Source organism: Deinococcus sp. JMULE3, assembly GCF_013337115.1.
GTDB lineage: Bacteria > Deinococcota > Deinococci > Deinococcales > Deinococcaceae > Deinococcus.
In genome coordinates, this window is sequence record NZ_SGWE01000002.1 from 59,172 (window position 1) to 78,954 (window position 19,783).

Here is a 19,783-nt window from a genome sequence, read left to right on the forward strand (position 1 = left end):
TTGTGTGGTGCCGTTTGTGGGAGATCACTAACGCAGATTGAGCTTGGCTGCCCGGTACTGCACGAAGGTGGCACTGCCCGGCAGCACCGTCCTGTCATTGAAGACGGGTTCGCTATAGACACGCAGATCCAGATCTGCTGCTCCCGCGGGGGCCTGAGTCAGAGGCACGGTCGCCGGGAATGCGGCGACGTTCAACCATTGCTCGTGCACCACCGCTCCCTGCCGGATCAGCCGTGCCGAGACCGTCGTCGCTGCGGGCAGAGTCCCGGTGAGCTGTAGCGCTCGCCCCTGCACGGAGCCCCTCACGCCCTGCACCAGACTGGCCGTCGCCGGCACAATGCCACCCGTGCTGAAGGCTGCCGCGAGGGCCACGTCGGCCGCTCTCACCTCAATGGTGACCGGCCCGGTCACCGGCAACGTCGACGCGAAAGCACTCATGCCGCCCAGCTGGAAGGGCGTGACCTGCAGGGGTTTCCCAATCACCTGGTCCCCCTTCTTCAGCGTGATCGTCATCTTCTCGGGACCTTTCCCGCTCGTGGTTCGGGCACGCACCACGACGAACGGATGCAGGCCTGGCGCTGAGGTGCCGGGCAGGAGTGTGCCCAGGCCAGGCATCACCTCCACCCCGTGCGTCCGGACATTCGCCTGGGCCTGTGTCACGCCCTCCTTCGCGGTGAGCGTTACGACCGTGCCGGTCGGCGTCAGACGTTTGACGATCAACGCGCCCCCACTCACCTCGATCACGTCGGGGGCATTGCTGGCGACCGTAGCTGAGCGACTATCCAGGATGGTCGTCAGGGGAATACGACGGCCGACTTCGAGACTCTCGGGCAGACGGATCGTGAGGGCGTGTGCGGTGCAACTCAGGGCCAAAGCGGCCGCCAGGATATGCTTGTGCATTTCTTGACCCTAGCCGGCATAGGGGTGACCACAACGAGCACGAAAAAAGGCCCCACAACGGGGCCTTGAAACGCAACAGGCTCAAAAGAACATCATGGTCCAGCTGTGCCCCCACCGGTTTGCAGCGGTGTTCGGTTCAGCGTACGCGTATCCGGCGCCCATGAACTTTGCGTTTGCGGACATCAGAATCGCACAGTGTGGGGCGCTGGCCATCCAAGCACGCAGCACTGCGTCGGCAGTGGGTCTGGTGCGCCCGGTAGCTACGATTTCTCCCGGACCGAAGTTGAGGGCGGGTACAGAAAATTCCTCGTACGCTCGGTCCTTGCGGGCACGGGGAGACGCTCCGTAGAAGAACGTCGAGTCGGTCTGAAGCTCGTCGTGACCGTCGTAGCTCACTTCTGCGACGTATGTGCTGTGCTTCCGCGCCGCGTAGGACAGGAGGCCTTGATATGTGAGTGGCTGGAGCTCATTTGCTCGGAAGGTACCCTCAGCGCAGGTTTTCGCTATTGCGGGTTGGCCGTTGAGCGTTCCTTTTGTGCGGAGCTCGTTGGCGAGTGTCATCACTTCGACTTCCTGTGTACTCGGACTGACTCGAACTGTGCCGATCACAGTCCCGTCCCCGCTGCCTACGGCAGCGCCGGCCACCGGAATAAACACCGTTGTGGGCGCTGGCGGTGGCGTAGGAGTTGGAGTGGGCGGAACGGGTTCCGGGGTGGGTGTGGGAGTTGGTGTGCTGGGTTCAGGGATATTGGTGGTGGGGGGCGGTGGGGTGGTGGGGGTCGTACCTCCACAGGAGGCGAGCAGGGCGCTCAGAAGGATCACAGATGCAGCAAGACGTTTCATGGTGGCTCCTAGTGGCGGACGTGGCGCCTGAGCGTGTGTGTGAGAGAAAGGAGAGGACTTGGCGGTACTCACGTTTGGGCGTCGTGGGCCACTGGAGTGCCAGCCAAATCCTCTCCTCTTAAAGAGCAATACCGGGGGCTCTTGTCAAGCGATAGTGATGACTAGTGTTAAAAACCACACGATCCATCACCATGTCCGTCGTAGAAGCACTGGGGTGGCCCACCGCCACCACCGCCACCACCGCCGCCGGAAGGTGGCGGAGTTGGTGTCGGACTCGGCTCTGGTGATGGTGTGGGTGTGGGACTCGGCGTAGGTGTGGGTGTAGGTGTGGGGCTCGGACTACTCGGTGGTGGGGTGACCGGTGTCGGCACTACAGGTGGATCAGGTGGATCCCTCGGTTCGCTAGCTCCGAGTCCGTAGTTCAACGTGACGTATTGCGTTCCACCCGCCGGAAGGGTCGCGACGACGTTGGTTGTGGCGTACGTCAGCCAATTGCTGCCATACACGACGTAGTTGCCTGCTGCAAGGCCCGAGAAGGTAACGGTTCCACTGCCTGATGTTTGCTTCGACGTCGCGCCGTTCGCAAGGTAGTAGTAGGTGATGTCGGCCATGCCTCCGGTCGGGAGGCCGATCACGTTGACGACCAACGTTCCGCCAGTCGGCGCGGTGTAGTTCACGGGGAGCGTGACGTTGCCGTTATTGGTGACGGTGATCGAGGAGGGGACGGTCGGTGTGTAGGTGACGCCACTGATGGTGACGGCGGGTGCGGACACGCTGTACGTTCCGGCGGCGACGCTGATGGCCGTGCTGCCGTTCGAGACGCTGATGGTCTGTGCGTCGGGGCCAGTCAGGGTGATGGTGCCCTGGCCGCCGGCGGGGAGGCCAGTGACGTTGGCGGTGATGGTGCCCCGGGCTTCGCGGTACGTGGTGGCCATGTAGATCTGGCCCCAGGTGTTCAGGAGTGTGGCGGGTGACCCGCGGACTTCTGGGACGTACGTGCGGCCGCCCGCGCTGACCTGCCGTGCGGTCATGGCGTACGTGCCGCGCTGGACGGGCTGGTAGCTCTGGCTGGACGTGGGGCGCTGTCCGTTGACGGCGGCGTCCGGGCCGCTCAGGCTCACGTCGGGTGTGGCGCCGGTGGGGAGGCCGGAGATGGTGACGTTCAGGCGGCCTTCGTTCGGGGTGATGGCGGCCGATTCGGTGCATCCCAGCATGCGGCGGATCCTAGACACCTGGAGGGGCACAGCGGCTGCGCGATCAGCTCGGGGATCGACACTGACTGGGACGAGGCCGACGAGTGTGCCAGCGGCTACGCGGTTCGCAGGAGCGCCTGCTGGGTCACGGATGAGGCGGCCGGACGGGGTCTCCTCGTACAGGTACGAGAACGAGACACCTTCACTGCTGCCCAGGCTGCTCGTGACGCCGTTGGTGGTGCGGCGGATGGTGCCGTCCTGGAGGGCCAGGGTGAGCGTGCGCGCCGGGTAGGCCACGACCGTGCCAGTGGTCGGCAGGCCTGGCTGGCAGTCGAGCGTGAATACGCCCGTGCTCGGCATGGCTGTCACGGTTGCGACCTTGCTGATGCCGGATGAGGTGACGAGCAGGACCTGACTACCTACAGTGGCCCGCAGGCCGGGCACGTAGATGGTCGAGGCCGTGGCGAAGTCTCGCTGGAGGGGCACGGTGGTTGAAGCGCCCGTCGTGAACACGGCGGTGAGTGTGGAGCTGGTGCCCGTGGTGAAGCCGGCGAAGCCCCCGTCGTTGAATTGCTCGACGAGGATCTGGGTGACGGCACTCACGCGGGTCGTGGCGCGCACTGTTTGGGCCTGTTCGGCGGAGGTACTGGTCGCGCGAGGGATGATGGCGACGACGAAGCCCACGACTAGGACAGCGATCGTGACGGCAACCAGGACCTCGATGAGGGTGAAGCCGCGTATGGGTGGGGGGGTGGATTTGATCATGATGACTCCTCAGGTGGTGTGACGGGGGCCGGATGGTGGATGGGGGGACCAGTGGTAAACGGTGGCACCCATCTGCGACGGGTGTGGGGGCGGGTCACGGGGTGCCGCCTGGGACAGTGACCACCTCGCTGATGGCGATACCGGGTCCTCGAATAGAAATCCGGACTCGGGGTGGGTTGCCGCCTTGGGGTACGACATCGCCGGTCAGGGCTGCTGAGAGATCGTTCCGTCGGCCCGCGCTCTGAGCAAGGAGGCGGAGTTCGTCCGAGGTAAGGGTGCGGGCCTGGGTGTACTGCGTGTTGCCACGCTGGGCAGCCTGAGCGGCGCCGTTCAGGGCATCGGCGGCATAGCCTGCAAGTTGCCCGGTTGCGACGACTCGAGCGGATTGCGCGGCCACTGCGGCGAACGCGGTGAGCGCGAGGAGGAGGAGGAGTGTGCCGACCAGGGCTTCGACGAGGGTGAGCCCGGACGTTCGGTGCGCGTGATGCCGCATCAGCACATCCCTGCTGCACTGGTGCCGTACATGGTCAGGCTGTACCGGCTGCATGTTCCGTTGGGCAGCGTGAGCGTGACGGTGCCTGTCGTGGAGCCGCTGGGCTGGATGGTAATGGTGCCGCCCGCCTGTGCCGGGGCGAAGGAGACGCGTTCTGTCCCGTCGACGGTGGTCACGGTGAGCTCCCGGGCCGTACCGGCGAGGGTGACGGTGGTGCGTTCGGCCATGGCCTGCCCGTGAGCACTTTCCAGGGCGGCCATGAACCGGCTCGGCAGGCCGTCCAGGGTGACGTCCTGGTTCTGCTTGGGCATGGCCGTGACGCCGATCGCGGTGAGGATGGCCGTGATGGCGATGACGACCAGGATCTCGGCCATGCTGAATCCGGCGCGGTTCACGGTGCACTCGCGGTGGAGCCGTCGGCGAGAGTAACGGTGACCCGGTACGTGCGTTGCGTTTCTGACACGGCGACGCAGGAGGTGCCGCGGGGGGCATCTGACCAGCCGTTTCCACCGTTTGGGGTCGTCACGCCGTTCGCGGTGATGTCGCGCGCCGACGTGCAGGTCACGGTCCCCCAAGTGGCCGTGGTCAGCTGGGGATTACCTGCCAGTGTCGTGTTCAGGGCCAGGCGGACGGCCTGGGCGTGGAGGGTGGCGGCCCTGCGGTCGGTGTCTTTGATCGCGCCCGCGTAGCTGGGCAGCAGCAGGGCGGCGAGGACCGCGATGATGGCGATCACCACCAGTAACTCGATCAGTGTGAATCCTTGGCGCATGCCTGCAGCGTGATGTGCGTGGGGGTGACGACACCGTTGCCCCCGTAGGGGGGAGGGGGTATTCAGGGGACAACAGTGGAAACCCCCTGGGATCAATGCTTGGTCGAGTGTGTTGGCGGTTCTCGGTCTGGGCAACGGTGCACACGCGGGTCTGCACGGCCTAAGGCGGACCCTTGGTCATGGATAAGACTCTGCAGGCAACCCGTTGTACTAAGTACAGCGCATTTAAGATTCAGATAAACCGAGTTCCGAGAATCTTGAGCCCAGTCAGCAGAGCATCCCGAAGTTCAGCGACCGAGTTGTAGCAGCGGCGGGGCATCAGGATGCCCTTCAGTCTGCGCCACACCTCCTCAATCAGGTTTAGAAACAAGAGTTTCCACGCGAGAGAGAACAGCGACCAGAACGAAGGCCCAAGAGGCAGGGGCTTGAAATTCCCCGGTCTCATGGGCCTTGATGCGAAGTGACTATGCCTCGCATCCCTAGCCTACCGCACAGCATCATCACCGCCCAGCTGAACCGGGTCACCAGCCTCAGTGGCCTCGTCCCCTACAGCACCCTGCGGAAAAGTGCCATCTCCAAAGAGATGGCACGGGACTCCTTCGCATCGACAGAAGACCTCCAGCGTCGAGCCAGGAACGCGCCTTCCGGCGCGTTCCTGGCCATCGATTTCGTCATGGTGCCCCACGCCGGACGGACGATGGAAGGCGTGAACTACCACTACAGCGGTCAGGCTCAGACCCGTCTGGGCCATCAGTTCACCTCCGCGGCCCTGGTCAGGTTCGGTGAAGATCCAGTTCCGTTGCTCGAGCGCTTCAAGGTTTCCCAGCCCCTTGAGACGACCTGTTACCCGTACCGCACCGCCACGCAGGAAATGATCCACGTCGTTCAGGATTGCCTCGCGGCGGGCGTCCCCATGGCGGGTCTGCTGCTGGATGGAGAGTTCGGGCGGGACGCGGCCGTGACCTTCAGTCGCGAGCATCAGATTCCGGTCTTGATCCGTGCCAAAGCCAATATGACCGTGCAGTTCGAGGGTGAGTCCCTCACCCTCGGTGCGCTGAGCCGGCAGTTCCCTCCGGAACGCTGTCACCTGTACGCGGAGTTCGGGTGGCGCGTCCGTCGATTGCCGGTTGCCCGTGAGGTCGGTGGGTTCGATGTCCTGATCGTGTGGCGCAAGGTGCACGGGGAGTGGACACGGTTTTTCCTGTTCAGCACGTTTGGTGGTGACGTCACGGTTCGCTCACTGCTGCGGGCCTGGAAGGCCCGCTGGGGAATCGAGGTGATCCACCGGTTCTTCAAGCAGAATCTGGGGCTGGGACGCTGTCATTGCCGGACGCTCCAGGCGCAGGAGAACTGGGTGTGGTGCGTGGTGGAAGCCTTTCACGCAGTGCTACGGGTGCGTCGGGAAGGACCGGGCATGACGTGGCGAGCCGCACAACGGCAGGCAGCTCAGAATGCCGAACAGTACGTCCTGACCGGCCTTGAGCAGGACGGACCCCTGCTTGACGCCGCGTGACACGACATCAGCAGGGAAGTGGAAACTCTTGTTAGAAAAGGAGCATACGGCGGGAGATACCGCAGATAGAGTCCCTGCTGCTCCCACACCCCACGTCGTTCCCTGATCAGAGCTCCCTTGTGAAAGGCCGCATTGTCCAGCACCACGACTGTGAGCTGCCCAGGACGGCATTCGGCGGCAAGCGTGTCCAGATAGGCCGTGACCTGATCCCCGGTGCAGGTTCCTGTGAGTTCGCGGACTTCGAGTACCTCTTCGTGACGATGCAGGCTGTAGGTTCCGATCAAGTTGATGCGCCCTGACGATCCCCACCGGGTGGGGATCGCGAATTGGTGCCCAGAACCACGCTTGAACCAGGTCGCACCCACCGACAACATCAGGGAGAGGCCCGTCTGATCAAGGTATTTCAGGGTCAATCTGCCGTCCAGTGCCCCTTTTTTAAGGTCTCGAGGGAGTCCTGATGGTGCTGAACGATGTCCGGGTCGAGCTGTTTGGCTGGTGAATAGCGGGCCCGCTTCCAGCTGTATCCCAGGCGCTGGAGATGATTAGCCAGCGCGCGAGGTCCGATGGTGACTCCGAACGTCCTGCTGATCTGCTCGGAGAGCAACGGAGCGTTCCAGAAGCGCTCTTCGAGCAGTTTCTCGCGGAGAAACTGCTCGATCTCTGGGGTCATGTGGGAAGGTCGACCCGGTGAACACGCGTCCGCCAACCCAGGAATGCCGTGTTGGGAGAATCTCGTCAGGTCATTGTGAATCGCCTGATGGTTCCGATTGAAGTGGTTGGACAGCTGAGGAACGGTCCAACCTTGTCGGTGAAGGCGCAGAATGCTGGCCCGAAGTCGGACCTTCGGGCAGGTGTGCCGACTGGTTTCCAGCTCACGAAGTCGCTGGTCATCTTCTTCGGAAATCTCAATGCGCCGATGGGAACGGGCCATGCCCAAGTCTACTTCTTTGGTGCGTCGTACTTAAATGACTGGTCCAGAACCGTGTGTGCGACGCGGTGGGCCTGTGCCATGAACGGCAGGGCGACCAACTCGACAACTGCGTGCCCTTTCTGGATGAAGTTTTCTTATGTTTTAAAAGCATTTAAAAATATAAGAAGATCTTCTTCTAGGCATCGAGGAAAATTCCGCCTCAGACGACAAAAAACAATTTTTTCACCCAAAGAGTCGGAGGTAATTCACCCAAAGAGTCGGTGGTGGATTTCAGCAATTCACTCAAAGAGTCGGAGGCAGGCAGTCCAGAACTCACCCAAAGAGTCGGAGGTAATTCACCCAAAGAGTCGGTGGTGGATTTCAGCAATTCACTCAAAGAGTCGGAGGCAGGCAGTCCAGAACTCACCCAAAGAGTCGGAGGTAATTCACCCAAAGAGTCGGTGGTGGATTTCGGCAATTCACCCAAAGAGTCGGAGGCAGGCAGTCCAGAACTCACCCAAAGAGTCGGAGGTGATTGAACGAAAAAGCGGAGGGATTTCCCTCCACTCCTGGTGTTCTATCAGTTGAGCAAACAGATCAGACAGCCTGCTCCCAACGATCAAGTTGTGCGGCCACTGACGATGGATCAAGGTCGGAAAGCTGCCGTGACAAGTCGAACGTCGTGATTCGGCCATCTTTGTAGAGTTCCCATAACCGGGGCTTGTACTGCCGGATGTTGGCTTCCTGCCAAGATCTAGACACGACTTTAAAGGTCATCTCGAAGGCAGCTTGGTTTGGTGTTGGCATGACGTCGTCAATGGGTAAAAGCTCCCGGATAGGTTGTCTGGCCGTGGGTTTTTCTGGCAAACCGGTGACGCTGTTGTACTTGCCTGGATTGATCAACATGTCGTGGAGTAGCCCTGGTCGGCTGCGAACTTTCCGGCTGTAGTCAGTCTGGAGCAGCCTCTCGAACTGCCCCAGGACTGTCCGGACATGCTCTGGTGTCAGCTCAGTGGCCAACTGAATGGCGCGCTGTTCTCCGAGGTGTGGTCGGAGTAGTTGTGCAACCTCTGGGTTGACCGGCTGCATTTCTTCTGCAGCGAACGTGTATGACACGGTTTTGGCATCACCTCGGCCACTATATTTGACCTCCGCTAAGTAGCCTGCGCTCTGCAAGGCTGCATGTGCAGGTTCCAGGGCCCGCTGAATTTTCTGAACGAAGTTGAGCTCTGGAAGATGATGCGTCAACCCAAGGTGATCGGCCCAGGCGACGAGCGGGAGTTCCATGCACAGCGGCGCTGGTCCACTTGTCGTTGAGGTGGTGCGGAGGAGCGACAGTGCTCGGTAGACGCTCCGCCCCATCGGCTGTTTGATCTGACCGAGAATGGCACTATTGAGCGGCCTAATGTATCCAATGCGAATGCTTCTCGTCAGTTCCGGATCCAGGCGGATAACCAGCTTTGTTATGCCTTGCCACTGACCCGGATTCTTGACAGTGGGATCAGTAACGTTCTCAACCCAGTGTTTGCTGACGATGGACAGTTTGATGCTGCGTGCGTGCTGTTTACCCTCATCAAACCAGGCTTCGCTGATCTTGAGGGCGGTCCACTGGAGCCGCTCCAGAGATTCTTCAAGGCGCTGAAAGACACGCTCACAGTCCGGCAGACCGCTCAATCGAATGAGTTCGGTCGCGGTCAGCCGGATCTCGCCTCCAGGTTCAACATTCTGTAACACGGCTCCTGTGATCAGGCCCATCAACACGTCATTGTCGAGACCGTGTGGGACCACGTGACCATTAGCTGCGGTGCACTCAATGGCAATTTCTCCAAACGCGTCCAACTGGAGTCTCTTCTGCCAGTGCTGCAGCTTGGTTCGGTTTGTGGCTAGGATAACGTTCAGCCGAGCTAGGTTCAGCTCATCGTGATACTGCGCTTCACGAATTGGCTTCATGGGCAGCCCTTTAACCATGGCGCCATCATACGGTTTTGGAGTAATTCAATTTGGGCCGTCATGCCGACACCGTCCCATGTGTAGGGGTGATCGTCGCCTCGTTCTGACGGCCCTCTCAGCACCTGACACTTCGGGAATTTGACGTGTGGGTGGGCGGAAAAGGCGTTTTGAGCAGCTCAAAGCAGCCCCAGAAGGCCTCCCCGCCCCACCGCACCGCCTGACTCAGCACCTGCCACCCCATTCGCACCTGGCTGACCACCGCCCGTCCCCGATTGTCCTGCCGCGGTGGGCTCTCCTGCCCCGTCTGCGCACCCACCCGGGCCATCCACGCCAGTGCGACACACAGCAGTCCGAACAGCCGCGAGATCCGCTCAGGGGCCGTCATGTGGGTCGCCTCCAGGTTCAGCCCGCGGCCCTTCAACGACGAGAACGCGGACTCGATGCCCCAGCGGAGACGATACGTGCTCAATACGTCCAGGACGGGTAAATCAGAGGCGACGATCACCCTGTCCCCCGCGGGGGACAGGGTGATGACCACGTGCATCCACCCGCCATACACCCAGGTGCGCTCGAATAGCGTGCGGACTTCACCCGGTTGCAGTGTGGTGAACAGGTCCCGAGCGAGCTCATCCTCGACACGGGTGTTCTCCCGAATGCGCAGACACTGCCGGATGCGCTTCCAGCGCAGGGACGTGCACCACTCCTGCCCCACGAACTCCCGGTCCGCGATGAGCACGGCCCAGCGTCTGGCGGGCAGGACCTTGAGCAGACGGGCGACCAGGAGGATCCGGGCCCCGGTGCTGCTGTTCCCCTGGTGTGGAAGGATCGACCACACCAGCGGGATGACGGCGCCCCCGAGGATGGCCCCCAGGACCAGGATGTTCAGCGGGGTCTGGCCGTAGTGCCACGTCGTCCGGTCCATGATCTAGCGTGAGCTTGCCGTCGGGGAGCAGGGGAAGCAGGACGTCACAGACGTCCTGCGGGGTGAGCTGAGCATCGTGGAAGACGCGGGCCACGGTGCGGGTCTTGGATTCGAGACTGGCGTCCCGGGGCAAATGGAGCGCGATCTTGCGGTGCCGGGTGGACTCCGCCTGAAGCAGTGCCAGGAGCACTTCGGCCAGACGCCTCAGGGCATCAAGGCGGCGATGAGGCAGGTGGGCTTTGAGGTGGGCAGCCAGCGTGTCAGCATGCAGGCGGGCGGTATCGCGGATTGTCACAGACCCAGATACCGCCCTTTGTCATGCCGCACTGCGTCCAGAACGCCATTCAACCTGAAGTGTCAGGTGCTGAGGCCATCGGCTCATGGACGAGCCGCTCTGTACCGGACATCTTGCCTTCAAGCCGCGCCTGGCGCGTGAAATGGCGTGCTCAGCAGCCTGATCAGTGCGGGTAACTCGGGGAGATTCCACCGCAGGGCATGGCACAGCCGCTCCGCGCCGTACCGCACGAGGCTCATGGCCGGGCGGCCATTAGCCTTCACCTTGACCGGAACCTGCGCCTGGAGCCACACGCCGACCCGGAGGCAGCTGATCCAGGCCAGGACGACCAGCCCGAACAGACGTTCCAGCCGGTCCGGGTGGGTGATGCCGGTCCGCTCCACATCGAACCCGCGGACCTTGAGGCTCGCGAACGTGCACTCCACCGACCAGCGAGCCCGGTACAGCATGCAGGTGTCCCACACGCTGAAATCCGTGGCAATGGCCACCAGGTCCCCCGCGGGGGACCTGGTGGCCACGACCTGCATCACCTCACCGTAGACGTTGGCCCGCTCGGCGAGGCACCGCACCTCCCCGACCTGCAGATCTCCAAACCACGTGTCCACGCGCAGCTCGTCCACGACAGCGTTCTTCCGGATGCGGATGGCCCGTTTGATGCCCTTGCGTCTCAGGAACCGGAACCACTCCCCGCCGATGAATTCCCGGTCAGCGACCAGGCCCTTCCAGCGGCCCGCTGGAAGGGCCTTCAGGAGTCGTGAGACCAATTGGATGCGCCGGACCGTGCCGCTGTTGCCGTCGTGATCGAGAGCGGTCCAGACGAGCGGCACCGTGTACCCGTGCAACACGACGCCGAGGACCAGGAGGTTCAGGGGCGACTCGCCACGCTCCCAGGTCGTCCGGTCCATGCTGAGCAGCAGTTTCCCAGGGGGCAGCAGGGCCAGCAGGAAGGCCAGGAACACCGGTCCAGTCAGCTGGGGATCCCGGCACCCTCGTTCCACCCGGCGTTTCTTCGCGTCGAGGGAGCTTGCCCCAGGCAGGTGGGCGCACAGGTCACTCTGGTTCACGCTCCTCGCGGTCACCATCGCGAAGATCACGTCCACGACACGCTGCAGCGTGTCGTGGCGCAGGAAGGGCACGCAGGCTTTGAAATGGCGGGTGAGTTCAGTACGCTGGAGATCGGCGGGTTCTGGGATGGTCACACACCCAAAACACCGCCGTTTGTTGTGCCGATTCGCGACCGATCATACGTTCAGGAATTTTGCGTCCAGCACAGCCTCAACCTGAAGATGTCCGGTACAGAGGACGAGCCGATTTAACCAAGTGCACAGGGCCTGCCCGACATGTTCTCGGCTAACCTCTTAACCAACACTGGAAATTTTTATGGATATGGTCGTATTTGAATGGCGGGAGCCGCGTGACATTCTGTGCTGCACGTCAGCCGTCTCGTGCTGCAGCGCGAGACGAACAACGGAGATTTGCAGAACGCGCCGACCGTGGATATCGTGGCGGCCAGGCGCTTGGTGGCAGTGCGCATGAAGACCAAGTCCCCCCGTAACGGGGCCCGGTACTCGCAGACTCACTCCAGCCCAGCCAGGAGACAACCTGTGGGCAGTGAACAGAACAACGTTCAATTTGTGCGCTGGCTGGTGCTGGTCATCCTCGGGCTGATCACCCTGGCGTTGGCGCCGACCACGGTGGTCTACCGCTTGAGCTGGCGTGAGGAAATCCGAAGGGCGCCACACGATGTGCTGGCGTTGGGGTATAGGGGCATGGTAATTCCTCTGGGCTACGGCGCGCTGTCCCTCCTGGCCTTGGGCGCCACGATGAGCTTTTACACACTGACGTGCCCAAAGCGCTGGCAGGGCAAGTCGGTGCCGAGGTCGCTGGGGACTGACCCTCCGGCGTAAAGTCTTTCAGGCGGTCCGCCTGTGGTGCCCGTCAGGCCGTGTGTCAGAAGCCAGTTGGGTAAGTTAGGTCGCCGACGCGAACTGCTGTGGTCCTTGACGTGCAAGGCAGTCTTCAGCGCCCCGTCAGGGCTTCATACGCGGCATTGATCTGCTTCATCCGCTGTTCGGCCAGCAGCCGGAACTCTGGCCCCAGGCTGGCGACCCGGTCGGGGTGATACTGCTTGGCCAGTCGGCGGTAGGCCGCTTTGATGTCCTCCAATGTCGCGGTTGGGGACACCTCCAGCACCTCGTGTGGGGTGGACGCAGCGGCCTGAGGTGTGGTGCGCTCCTGCAGGGCGCCCACCAGCGCCCTGGCGTCCCCCCGCGCGGCCCAGAGGTCACCCACGGGTGTGAAGGCGGTGTCTTTCGTGCGGGGTTGCCACACCACGCCCTGGGCCTGAAGTTGCCGGGCAGCCAGGGTGACCTGCTCGTAAATCTCCGCCCAGCTCTTGGCCCGGTCCCCCTTCGGGGCACTGAGGTCCATCTCGTCGGTGCGGGCCTTCACGTCCAGGGCAAACCGTTCACCATTGCCGGTGATGAGCAGGGCGTCCGCGTCGCCGCCACGCGCCAGGATGATGCTGGTTTCCAGGGTCCAGCCGGTTGGGAGTGCCGCCTGCAGGTCCCGGAGCGCCTGCGCTTCGACCGCGCGGCCGTGGGCGGCGGGGTCCGCCTGTGGGGCCGCGCTGCCCGTCAGGTTCTGACGCATGGCGTCCCAGGCCTGGAGCTGCTGGGCCAGGGTGACCTGATCGGCGATCAGGGTGGTGACCCCGCGGCTGAGGCTGGTCTCGTACTCGCCTTCGGCGCGCCGGGGTTTGTGGCGGCGGCCACGGCGCGGAGGAGGACGCCCTGGGAGGCAGCAGCGGGAGTGGCCAGGGTCATGGGGGATGGCTGCACTGTACTGGCTGAGCGCCGCGCGGTTCTACAGATGTGTGTGGTCTGCCCCCCGAAAACTGGACGGGATGAAGTAGAGAGTCAGGCTCGCCCCCGCCAGCCGTAGGCTGGGAAGCGAGGCCCCTATGAAAAACCGGCAGTTCAGCGAAGATCAGATCATCAAGCTGCTCCAGGACGCCAAAAAGGGTGAGAAGCCAGTCGAGGACCTGTGCCGTGACTTCGGCTGCAGTCCGGCGTCCTTTTACGCCTGGAAGAAGAAGTACGGCGACACCACTGTTGGCGAAGCCAAGCGGCTTCGCCAACTCGAGAAAGAGAACGCCCGCCTGCTGAAAATAGTCGGGCAGCAACGCCTGGAAATCGATGCGATGAAGGACGTGATCCAGAAAAAGCGGTGACGCCCGCCGAGAGACGGGCGGCAGCGAGGCAACTCGTTGCCGCCCAGGTCAAGCCCGAACGGGCTTGCCTCCTGGTGGGCATTCCCAGATCCACCTGGTACTACCGTCCGAAGCCGCGTCACGATGGGGATCTCCGGCAGCGCATTCGCGAACTGGCCCTTGTGCATCCTCGACGCGGGTACCGGTTCATTCACGCGCTGCTCGTCCAGGAGGGACATCGCATCAACCGGAAGAAGGTCCGGCGCATCTGGCGCGAGGAGCACCTGACGGTCACGACCAGGCGCCGGAAGAAGATCCGCACTGGGGCGAGTGTTCCCATGCAGGCTGAGTTCCCGGATCACGTGTGGACGTATGACTTCCTGTTCGACCAGACGTTCGGGGGGACAACGCTGAAGATCCTGACGCTGACCGACGAGTTCACCCGTGAATCCCTGGCGCTGCGGGTGGCGGCGTCCTTCACATCCCTGGATGTGAAGGACGTGCTTCAGGACGTCATCGCGGCGCGTGGTGCACCCAGATTCATCCGGAGTGACAACGGGCCAGAGTTTATGGCTCGTGACCTGGGCATCTGGTTGGCTGTGAATGCGGTCGGCACCCGGTTCATTGAGCCGGGGAAGCCCTGGCAAAACGGCTACGCCGAGAGTTTTCACTCTCGGCTGCGGGAGGAATGCCTGAATCTGGAGGTGCTGTACTCGGCGCGGCACGCCCAGGTGGTGCTGGATGGCTACCAGGCGTTTTACAACGAGAGGCGGCCACATTCGTCGCTGGGCTACCGAACCCCTCACGAGCATGCCGAACAGTCCAGGGGGCGGCCGAACGCCCCCCTGTGCGGACAGAACACCGCACAGGCGAACGTCCGACCTTCCCCTGGTCAGGCAGGAACCGCTGATGATGTACCCTGCTCTTGAGCCGAGTCTCTACTCGAAACTGTCCAAAATTTGGGGCCAGCCCATGTGCAGAAACGGAGGCGCCCCGAGCTCCACCTGGAGAGGAGCACAGGCTCAAGGCAGAAGACACCAGGCTGAGTCAGACAGGGCACGTGTCCATGCTGCTGACCTGCGGATGACAATTGAGGGGCCTGCTTCACCACCGCGTATCCGGCCAGCCAGGAGTGTGTGCGGCGGCAGCCACACGAACGCCTTGCACGATCTGTGCGCCGACTCCGCCCATGCCCACCGCCATAGGCTGCTTCTGCGCACAGGGCCTCATGCCTATGGCCACTGGGGGCCTGGCCCCCAGCACCCGATGTGCTGCTCACATGTGCATGACAAAGCACGAGGGCTGCTCTATGGTTGTGCGCGCCCCGGTTCAGGGTCGCTCATCCAACATCACGATCTCATTTCGTCGTGTCGACTCGACACGGCTTGGGCCCCGTATGCCGCCGCGTGCTTGTCGTCTGCCGACAGCACAACGTTAACTATGGAAAGGAGTTAAATGCTGACATCGAGTTTGCCCACACAGGAGCTTGTTGAGAAGGAAATGTGGCAGTTTTTTGCCCGTGGCAAGGCCGGGTGTATTTTCGCCGCTGTTGCGGCCCGTCGGCCAGACTTTTTTCGCTGGCGGCAAACCATTGTGTGGAAACCGAGTATTTTGGAAATTGATCGGAGTATTGCAGAGGCACTGAGCGCAAAAAATGTCTCGACGTTAACCCTGGTGTTTCCAACAGTGACTTCAGTGAGAGACTTACGTGTGCTGATTGGCATGATACGAGCGAGTGAATTCCTCTTCGTCGAAGACGAGGTGAGTCACGACAACCTCCTCTGCCTTGGCATTCGGGCCCGCATCGGCCCGTTGACCTCATGGGTCACTGGATTTGCGACGCATGCCGACATGCCGGTCACCCGACGCGCGCCCTATACCGCCTTGACCCTGCGGATTAAACCCCGCCCGAAGTACAGCGCGGTCATGAAAAAAGCGCCAGAGAATGTTATACATCTCGCCGATATGAACATGCGGGGCCTGAGTCGGGAGCAGTTTCAACAGTACTGGGATCTTTCGCATACACATACAGCGCGACTCCTTGGTCACAAACCAAATATCTTCAGTGCAGCAAAAACGACTTTTGTTCTGCCGCGTCGCCACGAATGAAAATTCACGCTCTCTACCACCGGGCGGCACATGGGCACCCTGGGCGGCGCACAGAACAGCTCATCCTGACCTTGGCGGGCATCCAGGGCCATTTTCCGACGTCCCCTGTGCGGCAGGTGCTGGCCACAGACCTCCATACCCTCCATCAACTGGGATTGGAGCCTGGGGTTTTGAAAGAAGATCTGGTCCTCCAGGATATTGATCTTCACGCCCTCGCCTCTGGCAGTGAACTGGTCTTCGGCGCGGTGCGCTTGCGCCTGACGGTTCACTGCGAACCCTGCAAACAGGTGGGGACCTCCGTCTCCACGCGCACGTTGATGCACCGGCGTGGCTACCTCATGCAGATCATGGCACCGGGTCCGCTGACCCTGGGAAGCCCGGGTCACGTCCGGTCAGATGTGTATGAGGAGATCCCATACCGGGCGGTGGACCGGGTCGCGTGGTACTTGCGACGACTGGACGGTCCGATTGCCAGTACACAGCTCATGGAAGCGCTTGGATTGCCAATGGGCATGTGCCGTGCGCTGCCCCGAATGCTCCGGCACATTGACCCGACCGATGCCGGCAAAGTGACGTTTAAAAGCGCTGAGCGCCGTGCCCGTGCAGAGCGCCTGGCGACGCAGGCGAGAGGCCAGATATGACGCCAAACGGTGGAAAATTTATTGTTGTCTTGGGTGGCGATGGGGCCGGGAAAAGTACGTTGTTACGTACTCTGAAATCAAGCGGTTACTGCACGGTGGACTGGCGCGCCATGCAGGCAGACCCCGCCCTCGCCCAGGTGTATGGCTGGGCCCTGCACAGTGACTCGTCAGAAATCCGCCGACAACTTCAACCAGTCACACGAGCGTTGGACTTCATCAAATTCTATGTGGCGCTCTATGAACATGTTATCCGGCCTAAACTTGATGCTGGACAGGATGTCATCGTTGACTCGTACTACTTTAAATCATTCGCCAAAGAGATCCTCTTCAATGAGCGTGTTGATATCATGGGCAGTCTCCGCCATCTCTTGCCATTGCCCGACGCCATTGTGTATTTGCACGTCAGCCCAGAAATTTCCCTGCTCCGGCGAGGACAGCGGTTCTCCGGCCACGAGTCGTTTGATGGGGCCTGCACGCAGAGTTTCATTCACTTTCAGGATCGTCTCAAGTACGAAATCAACAATCTGATCCGCGACATTGATCGCTGCGATGTGGCCGTAGATGACAAAGATGCAGATGCGGTGGCTGCTGCAGTCTTCAAGCACTTTGCGCTTATAGGAATTCGTCCGATGAACGGACTGATGGAGGCACATGACGCCGCATCCTTCGCCTAAAGAGATTGTCATTTATGACCTGATCGGGATCGGCCTTGGTCCCGCCCAGCTCTCCTTCCTGATCGCGTGCGCTGAGCAGTCTGAATTGGCTGGTTGGAAGATGCTGCATTTGGAGCGGGGCGCTTCCTTTTCGTGGCATGCGGGCATGAGAACGGCCTACAGCATGATTCAGATGTCTTACCTGAAGGATCTGGTGACACTGCGTAATCCCCAAAGTGCGTTTACGTATATTAGCTTTTTACATGACCAGGGCCGTCTTCAGCAGGCAGCCAATCTGAACGATTACACGCCATCGAGATTCGAATATGCACAGTATCTCAGTTGGGTGTTGAACAAGCTCGCCCCCAACGTGCGTTACTCTGCCGAAGTCACCAATCTTGACAAGGTGTGCCTGCCTGAGCACGGAGAAGTCCTCCAGGTCACCTATCAAGACCCCCAGGGCCGCCGCTCCATCGAGTACACGCGGAATATTTACCTCGCGGCAGGAAAAACGCCCTTTGTTCCTGAACACTTGCAAGTCGCTGGCGGGGAGCAGGTGTGGCACACCTCGCACTTCAGCACGGCACTTGCGCACATCCGCAAACACCCGGCGCCCCGGGTGGCGGTGGTCGGCAGTGGCCAAAGTGCAGTTGAAGCACTCCTGACATTGCAAGACGCCTGTCCAGATCTCGAGTTGCACGCCATCTCTCGGGGCCAGCTGTTCCGCGCGGTTGATGCCAATCCGTATGTCAACGGCTTTTACACGTGGGAAAGTGAGCAACGTTTCCACCAGGCAGATCAGGCGTGGCGAGGGCAGGTCCGGGCCGAGCTGTCAAACTCAAACTACGGTGTCGCTGACGTCCGGCTGCTCAATGAGTTGGCCCGACGTGACTATGACGATCGCATCCTTGGTCGCCAACGCTTGCACCGACATTCCCACTGCGAAATTCTGGCCATCGATGAGGAGTCGTGCCTGCTGACTGTGACGCTGCAGGACAGGCAGATTGGTGGTCGACGCGTGCTCAACGTCGATTTTATCGTCTTTGCGACGGGGTATCACTCCGACAACATCAGGGACCTAACAGCTCCAGTCGAATCCTGCGTCGCCACCCCCGGGCAGCAGCTGACCCCTCACCCAGCTGCCGCCTGCCACATTTTGATTGCCGGTCAGAATGGGCCTTCATCCGGTCTGGCAGAAGAGACCATCACGAGCCTGGCACTGCGGGCAGGCGCCCACGTGTCCTTGCTGCTTCACCTAAATGCCCACCGGTTGTCTCCGGGCCCTGGGGTGCAGAGGCGCCCATCTGAGGAAGCCCACCCGACCGGACAAGTGCTTGTGCCATCGTGAACCCAGGGTGGCGAAGCTGGCATTGCCAGCTTCGCCACGACGCTCTGGAATGAAGGAGTTCTTTTGATCCCCAAACCGCTGCGCCCCTTACTTCTCCTGTCGGCTGTCTCGCGGCTGGGCGATCAGCTGTTGTATGTCGCCATGCCTCTCCTGGTCCTAGCGGAGACGGGGCAACCGGCTTATGCCATTCTCGCGGCAGCGGCACGTGGTCTCCCCTACGTCATTTCCCCCTTTATTGGCGCTGTCGTTGATCGGTATCCTTTAAGAACCGTCTACGTTGCTGCTCAGCTCATACAGGCCGTCGCCATTGGGGCCATTCCGCTTCTGAAGGGCCAACCAAGCATCGTCTTACTCCTGCTGATGATCTCAGGGGTGGGGGGGGTATGCTCAAGCCTGCTCAACTTCTACAAGCTGATCCCACTCTGGACGCCGCAAGAGCAGATTGAAGCGGCCATAGGGCGATTTGTCGCGCTGACGGATGCTGTCAAAGTCGTGGGGCCGCTCGTTGCGATCTCGATTGTCCTCTCGATCGGTGCGCCCGCCGCTATTTATGCTGATGCCGTCAGCTTTCTGGTGGCCGCGCTGGGCATTGCGTTCATCCTGCCTGCCACCCAAAAAAGCGAAGTGAGACGGACCAGTCTCGCGCAAGATCTGAAGGAAGGCTTTCGCTACTTCAAAGGCAGTCCAGAAATCCGTCGCCTGACCACCGCCATGTCCCTGTCCAATCTGGGCATTGGCGCGCTGGAGGTCCTGCTGCTCACCACACTGACCCACAGCATGCAGATCCCAGTGGCCCAGGCCAGCCTGGCGCTGAGTGTAGGGGCGTGCGCTGGGCTGGCTGGCAGTGGGCTGACCCGAAAGATCTTTCCTCGCCTCGGAACAACACAGCGGATTACGGTCTGGCTGGCATTGGCTGGCGTTGGCGCTCTATGCCTGACCGTTCCACACCCGCTCATGTTTGTGCTCGGCTTTGTGGTGATTAGTTTTGCAACCTCAGCGAGTAATGTCATCACGATCGCGTATCGGCAGAGCACCATTCCAAGCGAACTTCAAGGACGAGTCAACTCGATTATTCGCATGTTTATATCGGGTGCTGTGCCCATTTCAGGCATTCTTTTGGCAGCCCTGGGGACCTACACTCTTGGTGTGTCTCAAACGCAGTTCGTCGCGCTGATGTGCATTCTGGCGGTGATTGTCTGGCAGTTCGGCGCCTCGGGCGAGCGACAGAACATGTGGACCAAAACATCCTAATAAGTGCAGGTGCGGAG

The 19,783-nt window shown here is 61.4% G+C and carries 21 protein-coding genes and 1 pseudogene; 9 read left to right on the plus strand and 13 right to left on the minus strand.

Annotated features, from left to right (window positions below; translation table 11 throughout):
• Nucleotides 1-27: 27 nt before the first annotated feature.
• The 6 genes from EXW95_RS01635 to EXW95_RS01660 form a co-directional block, all read right to left on the minus strand.
• A complete protein-coding gene (locus EXW95_RS01635; protein WP_078305749.1) occupies nt 28-900 on the minus strand; it encodes a hypothetical protein in 873 nt (290 codons plus the stop codon).
• Nucleotides 901-981: 81 nt separating this feature from the next.
• Nucleotides 982-1,743, minus strand: coding sequence for a CAP domain-containing protein (locus tag EXW95_RS21225; RefSeq protein WP_144012368.1), 762 nt, complete (start codon nt 1,741-1,743; stop codon nt 982-984).
• A gap of 167 nt (nt 1,744-1,910) precedes the next feature.
• A complete protein-coding gene (locus EXW95_RS01645) occupies nt 1,911-3,701 on the minus strand; it encodes a prepilin-type N-terminal cleavage/methylation domain-containing protein (RefSeq protein ID WP_078305751.1) in 1,791 nt (596 codons plus the stop codon).
• 94 nt (nt 3,702-3,795) lie between these two features.
• Nucleotides 3,796-4,194 carry a hypothetical protein gene (locus EXW95_RS01650; protein WP_144012369.1) on the minus strand — a complete coding sequence of 133 codons (399 nt, stop codon included), beginning with the start codon at nt 4,192-4,194 and terminating at the stop codon, nt 3,796-3,798.
• Nucleotides 4,194-4,589 carry a Tfp pilus assembly protein FimT/FimU gene (locus tag EXW95_RS01655; RefSeq protein ID WP_144012370.1) on the minus strand — a complete coding sequence of 132 codons (396 nt, stop codon included), beginning with the start codon at nt 4,587-4,589 and terminating at the stop codon, nt 4,194-4,196. Before EXW95_RS01655 ends, EXW95_RS01650 begins: the two co-directional genes overlap by 1 nt.
• Nucleotides 4,586-4,963 carry a type II secretion system protein gene (locus EXW95_RS01660; RefSeq protein WP_078305754.1) on the minus strand — a complete coding sequence of 126 codons (378 nt, stop codon included), beginning with the start codon at nt 4,961-4,963 and terminating at the stop codon, nt 4,586-4,588. The genes EXW95_RS01655 and EXW95_RS01660 overlap by 4 nt, the downstream gene beginning before the upstream one ends.
• A gap of 466 nt (nt 4,964-5,429) precedes the next feature.
• On the opposite strand from EXW95_RS01660, the gene EXW95_RS01665 reads away from it, so the two are divergent.
• A complete protein-coding gene (locus EXW95_RS01665; RefSeq protein ID WP_174366046.1) occupies nt 5,430-6,476 on the plus strand; it encodes a transposase in 1,047 nt (348 codons plus the stop codon).
• Here the strand turns inward: EXW95_RS01665 and EXW95_RS21230 are convergent.
• From EXW95_RS21230 to EXW95_RS01695, 6 genes and pseudogenes are all read right to left on the minus strand, one after another.
• Complete coding sequence (locus tag EXW95_RS21230) at nt 6,410-6,889, minus strand: transposase (RefSeq protein ID WP_174366048.1); 480 nt, start codon at nt 6,887-6,889, stop codon at nt 6,410-6,412. The genes EXW95_RS01665 and EXW95_RS21230 overlap by 67 nt on opposite strands.
• The gene (locus EXW95_RS01675; RefSeq protein ID WP_078305756.1) at nt 6,886-7,407 is read right to left on the minus strand and encodes a helix-turn-helix domain-containing protein; all 522 of its coding nucleotides are present in this window, start codon (nt 7,405-7,407) and stop codon (nt 6,886-6,888) included. The genes EXW95_RS21230 and EXW95_RS01675 overlap by 4 nt, the downstream gene beginning before the upstream one ends.
• 199 nt (nt 7,408-7,606) lie before the next feature.
• The gene (locus EXW95_RS01680) at nt 7,607-7,903 is read right to left on the minus strand and encodes a hypothetical protein (protein ID WP_144012372.1); all 297 of its coding nucleotides are present in this window, start codon (nt 7,901-7,903) and stop codon (nt 7,607-7,609) included.
• A gap of 80 nt (nt 7,904-7,983) precedes the next feature.
• Nucleotides 7,984-9,354, minus strand: a complete 1,371-nt coding sequence (locus tag EXW95_RS01685) for a replication initiator protein A (protein WP_078305757.1) — start codon at nt 9,352-9,354, stop codon at nt 7,984-7,986.
• Nucleotides 9,355-9,451: 97 nt separating this feature from the next.
• A pseudogene (locus EXW95_RS01690) lies at nt 9,452-10,448 on the minus strand (IS4 family transposase).
• Between the two features lie 224 nt (nt 10,449-10,672).
• Complete coding sequence (locus EXW95_RS01695; protein ID WP_078305783.1) at nt 10,673-11,635, minus strand: transposase; 963 nt, start codon at nt 11,633-11,635, stop codon at nt 10,673-10,675.
• 342 nt (nt 11,636-11,977) lie between these two features.
• On the opposite strand from EXW95_RS01695, the gene EXW95_RS01700 reads away from it, so the two are divergent.
• On the plus strand, nt 11,978-12,460 hold the full coding sequence (locus EXW95_RS01700) for a hypothetical protein (RefSeq protein WP_078305758.1): 483 nt from the start codon (nt 11,978-11,980) through the stop codon (nt 12,458-12,460).
• 112 nt (nt 12,461-12,572) lie between these two features.
• Here EXW95_RS01700 and EXW95_RS21115 read toward each other — a convergent pair whose 3' ends face one another.
• The gene (locus EXW95_RS21115) at nt 12,573-13,205 is read right to left on the minus strand and encodes a J domain-containing protein (RefSeq protein WP_078305759.1); all 633 of its coding nucleotides are present in this window, start codon (nt 13,203-13,205) and stop codon (nt 12,573-12,575) included.
• A 310-nt stretch (nt 13,206-13,515) separates the two neighbouring features.
• On the opposite strand from EXW95_RS21115, the gene EXW95_RS01710 reads away from it, so the two are divergent.
• The 7 genes from EXW95_RS01710 (at nt 13,516) to EXW95_RS01740 (ending at nt 19,766) form a co-directional block, all read left to right on the plus strand.
• Nucleotides 13,516-13,785, plus strand: coding sequence for a transposase (locus EXW95_RS01710; RefSeq protein ID WP_078305587.1), 270 nt, complete (start codon nt 13,516-13,518; stop codon nt 13,783-13,785).
• Nucleotides 13,782-14,693: an IS3 family transposase gene (locus EXW95_RS01715; RefSeq protein ID WP_078305761.1), complete on the plus strand. Its 912-nt coding sequence runs from the start codon at nt 13,782-13,784 to the stop codon at nt 14,691-14,693. The genes EXW95_RS01710 and EXW95_RS01715 overlap by 4 nt, the downstream gene beginning before the upstream one ends.
• Nucleotides 14,694-15,219: 526 nt before the next feature.
• Complete coding sequence (locus EXW95_RS01720; protein ID WP_144012374.1) at nt 15,220-15,873, plus strand: hypothetical protein; 654 nt, start codon at nt 15,220-15,222, stop codon at nt 15,871-15,873.
• Entirely contained in the window at nt 15,870-16,514 is a 645-nt protein-coding gene (locus EXW95_RS01725) for an MOSC domain-containing protein (protein WP_078305588.1), read from the plus strand. The genes EXW95_RS01720 and EXW95_RS01725 overlap by 4 nt, the downstream gene beginning before the upstream one ends.
• Nucleotides 16,511-17,188 (plus strand): hypothetical protein, encoded by a 678-nt coding sequence (locus tag EXW95_RS01730; RefSeq protein ID WP_078305589.1) that lies wholly within the window; start codon nt 16,511-16,513, stop codon nt 17,186-17,188. Before EXW95_RS01725 ends, EXW95_RS01730 begins: the two co-directional genes overlap by 4 nt.
• A complete protein-coding gene (locus EXW95_RS01735) occupies nt 17,166-18,515 on the plus strand; it encodes a SidA/IucD/PvdA family monooxygenase (RefSeq protein ID WP_078305590.1) in 1,350 nt (449 codons plus the stop codon). Before EXW95_RS01730 ends, EXW95_RS01735 begins: the two co-directional genes overlap by 23 nt.
• A 63-nt stretch (nt 18,516-18,578) precedes the next feature.
• The gene (locus tag EXW95_RS01740; protein WP_168174663.1) at nt 18,579-19,766 is read left to right on the plus strand and encodes an MFS transporter; all 1,188 of its coding nucleotides are present in this window, start codon (nt 18,579-18,581) and stop codon (nt 19,764-19,766) included.
• The last annotated feature ends 17 nt before the right edge of the window (nt 19,767-19,783 follow it).

Bases quoted from the DNA above. Each gene is read 5' to 3' on its own strand.
- EXW95_RS01665 (WP_174366046.1), top strand. From the start codon at position 5,430: ATGCCTCGCATCCCTAGCCTACCGCACAGCATCATCACCGCCCAGCTG.
- EXW95_RS01730 (WP_078305589.1), top strand. From the start codon at position 16,511: ATGACGCCAAACGGTGGAAAATTTATTGTTGTCTTGGGTGGCGATGGG.
- EXW95_RS01695 (WP_078305783.1), bottom strand. From the start codon at position 11,635: ATGGTGACCGCGAGGAGCGTGAACCAGAGTGACCTGTGCGCCCACCTG.
- EXW95_RS01650 (WP_144012369.1), bottom strand. From the start codon at position 4,194: ATGCGGCATCACGCGCACCGAACGTCCGGGCTCACCCTCGTCGAAGCC.
- EXW95_RS01710 (WP_078305587.1), top strand. From the start codon at position 13,516: ATGAAAAACCGGCAGTTCAGCGAAGATCAGATCATCAAGCTGCTCCAG.
- EXW95_RS01675 (WP_078305756.1), bottom strand. From the start codon at position 7,407: ATGGCCCGTTCCCATCGGCGCATTGAGATTTCCGAAGAAGATGACCAG.
- EXW95_RS01725 (WP_078305588.1), top strand. From the start codon at position 15,870: ATGAAAATTCACGCTCTCTACCACCGGGCGGCACATGGGCACCCTGGG.
- EXW95_RS01735 (WP_078305590.1), top strand. From the start codon at position 17,166: ATGACGCCGCATCCTTCGCCTAAAGAGATTGTCATTTATGACCTGATC.
- EXW95_RS01660 (WP_078305754.1), bottom strand. From the start codon at position 4,963: ATGCGCCAAGGATTCACACTGATCGAGTTACTGGTGGTGATCGCCATC.
- EXW95_RS01645 (WP_078305751.1), bottom strand. From the start codon at position 3,701: ATGATCAAATCCACCCCCCCACCCATACGCGGCTTCACCCTCATCGAG.
- EXW95_RS01635 (WP_078305749.1), bottom strand. From the start codon at position 900: ATGCACAAGCATATCCTGGCGGCCGCTTTGGCCCTGAGTTGCACCGCA.
- EXW95_RS21115 (WP_078305759.1), bottom strand. From the start codon at position 13,205: ATGCGTCAGAACCTGACGGGCAGCGCGGCCCCACAGGCGGACCCCGCC.
- EXW95_RS01720 (WP_144012374.1), top strand. From the start codon at position 15,220: ATGCTGACATCGAGTTTGCCCACACAGGAGCTTGTTGAGAAGGAAATG.
- EXW95_RS21225 (WP_144012368.1), bottom strand. From the start codon at position 1,743: ATGAAACGTCTTGCTGCATCTGTGATCCTTCTGAGCGCCCTGCTCGCC.
- EXW95_RS01685 (WP_078305757.1), bottom strand. From the start codon at position 9,354: ATGGTTAAAGGGCTGCCCATGAAGCCAATTCGTGAAGCGCAGTATCAC.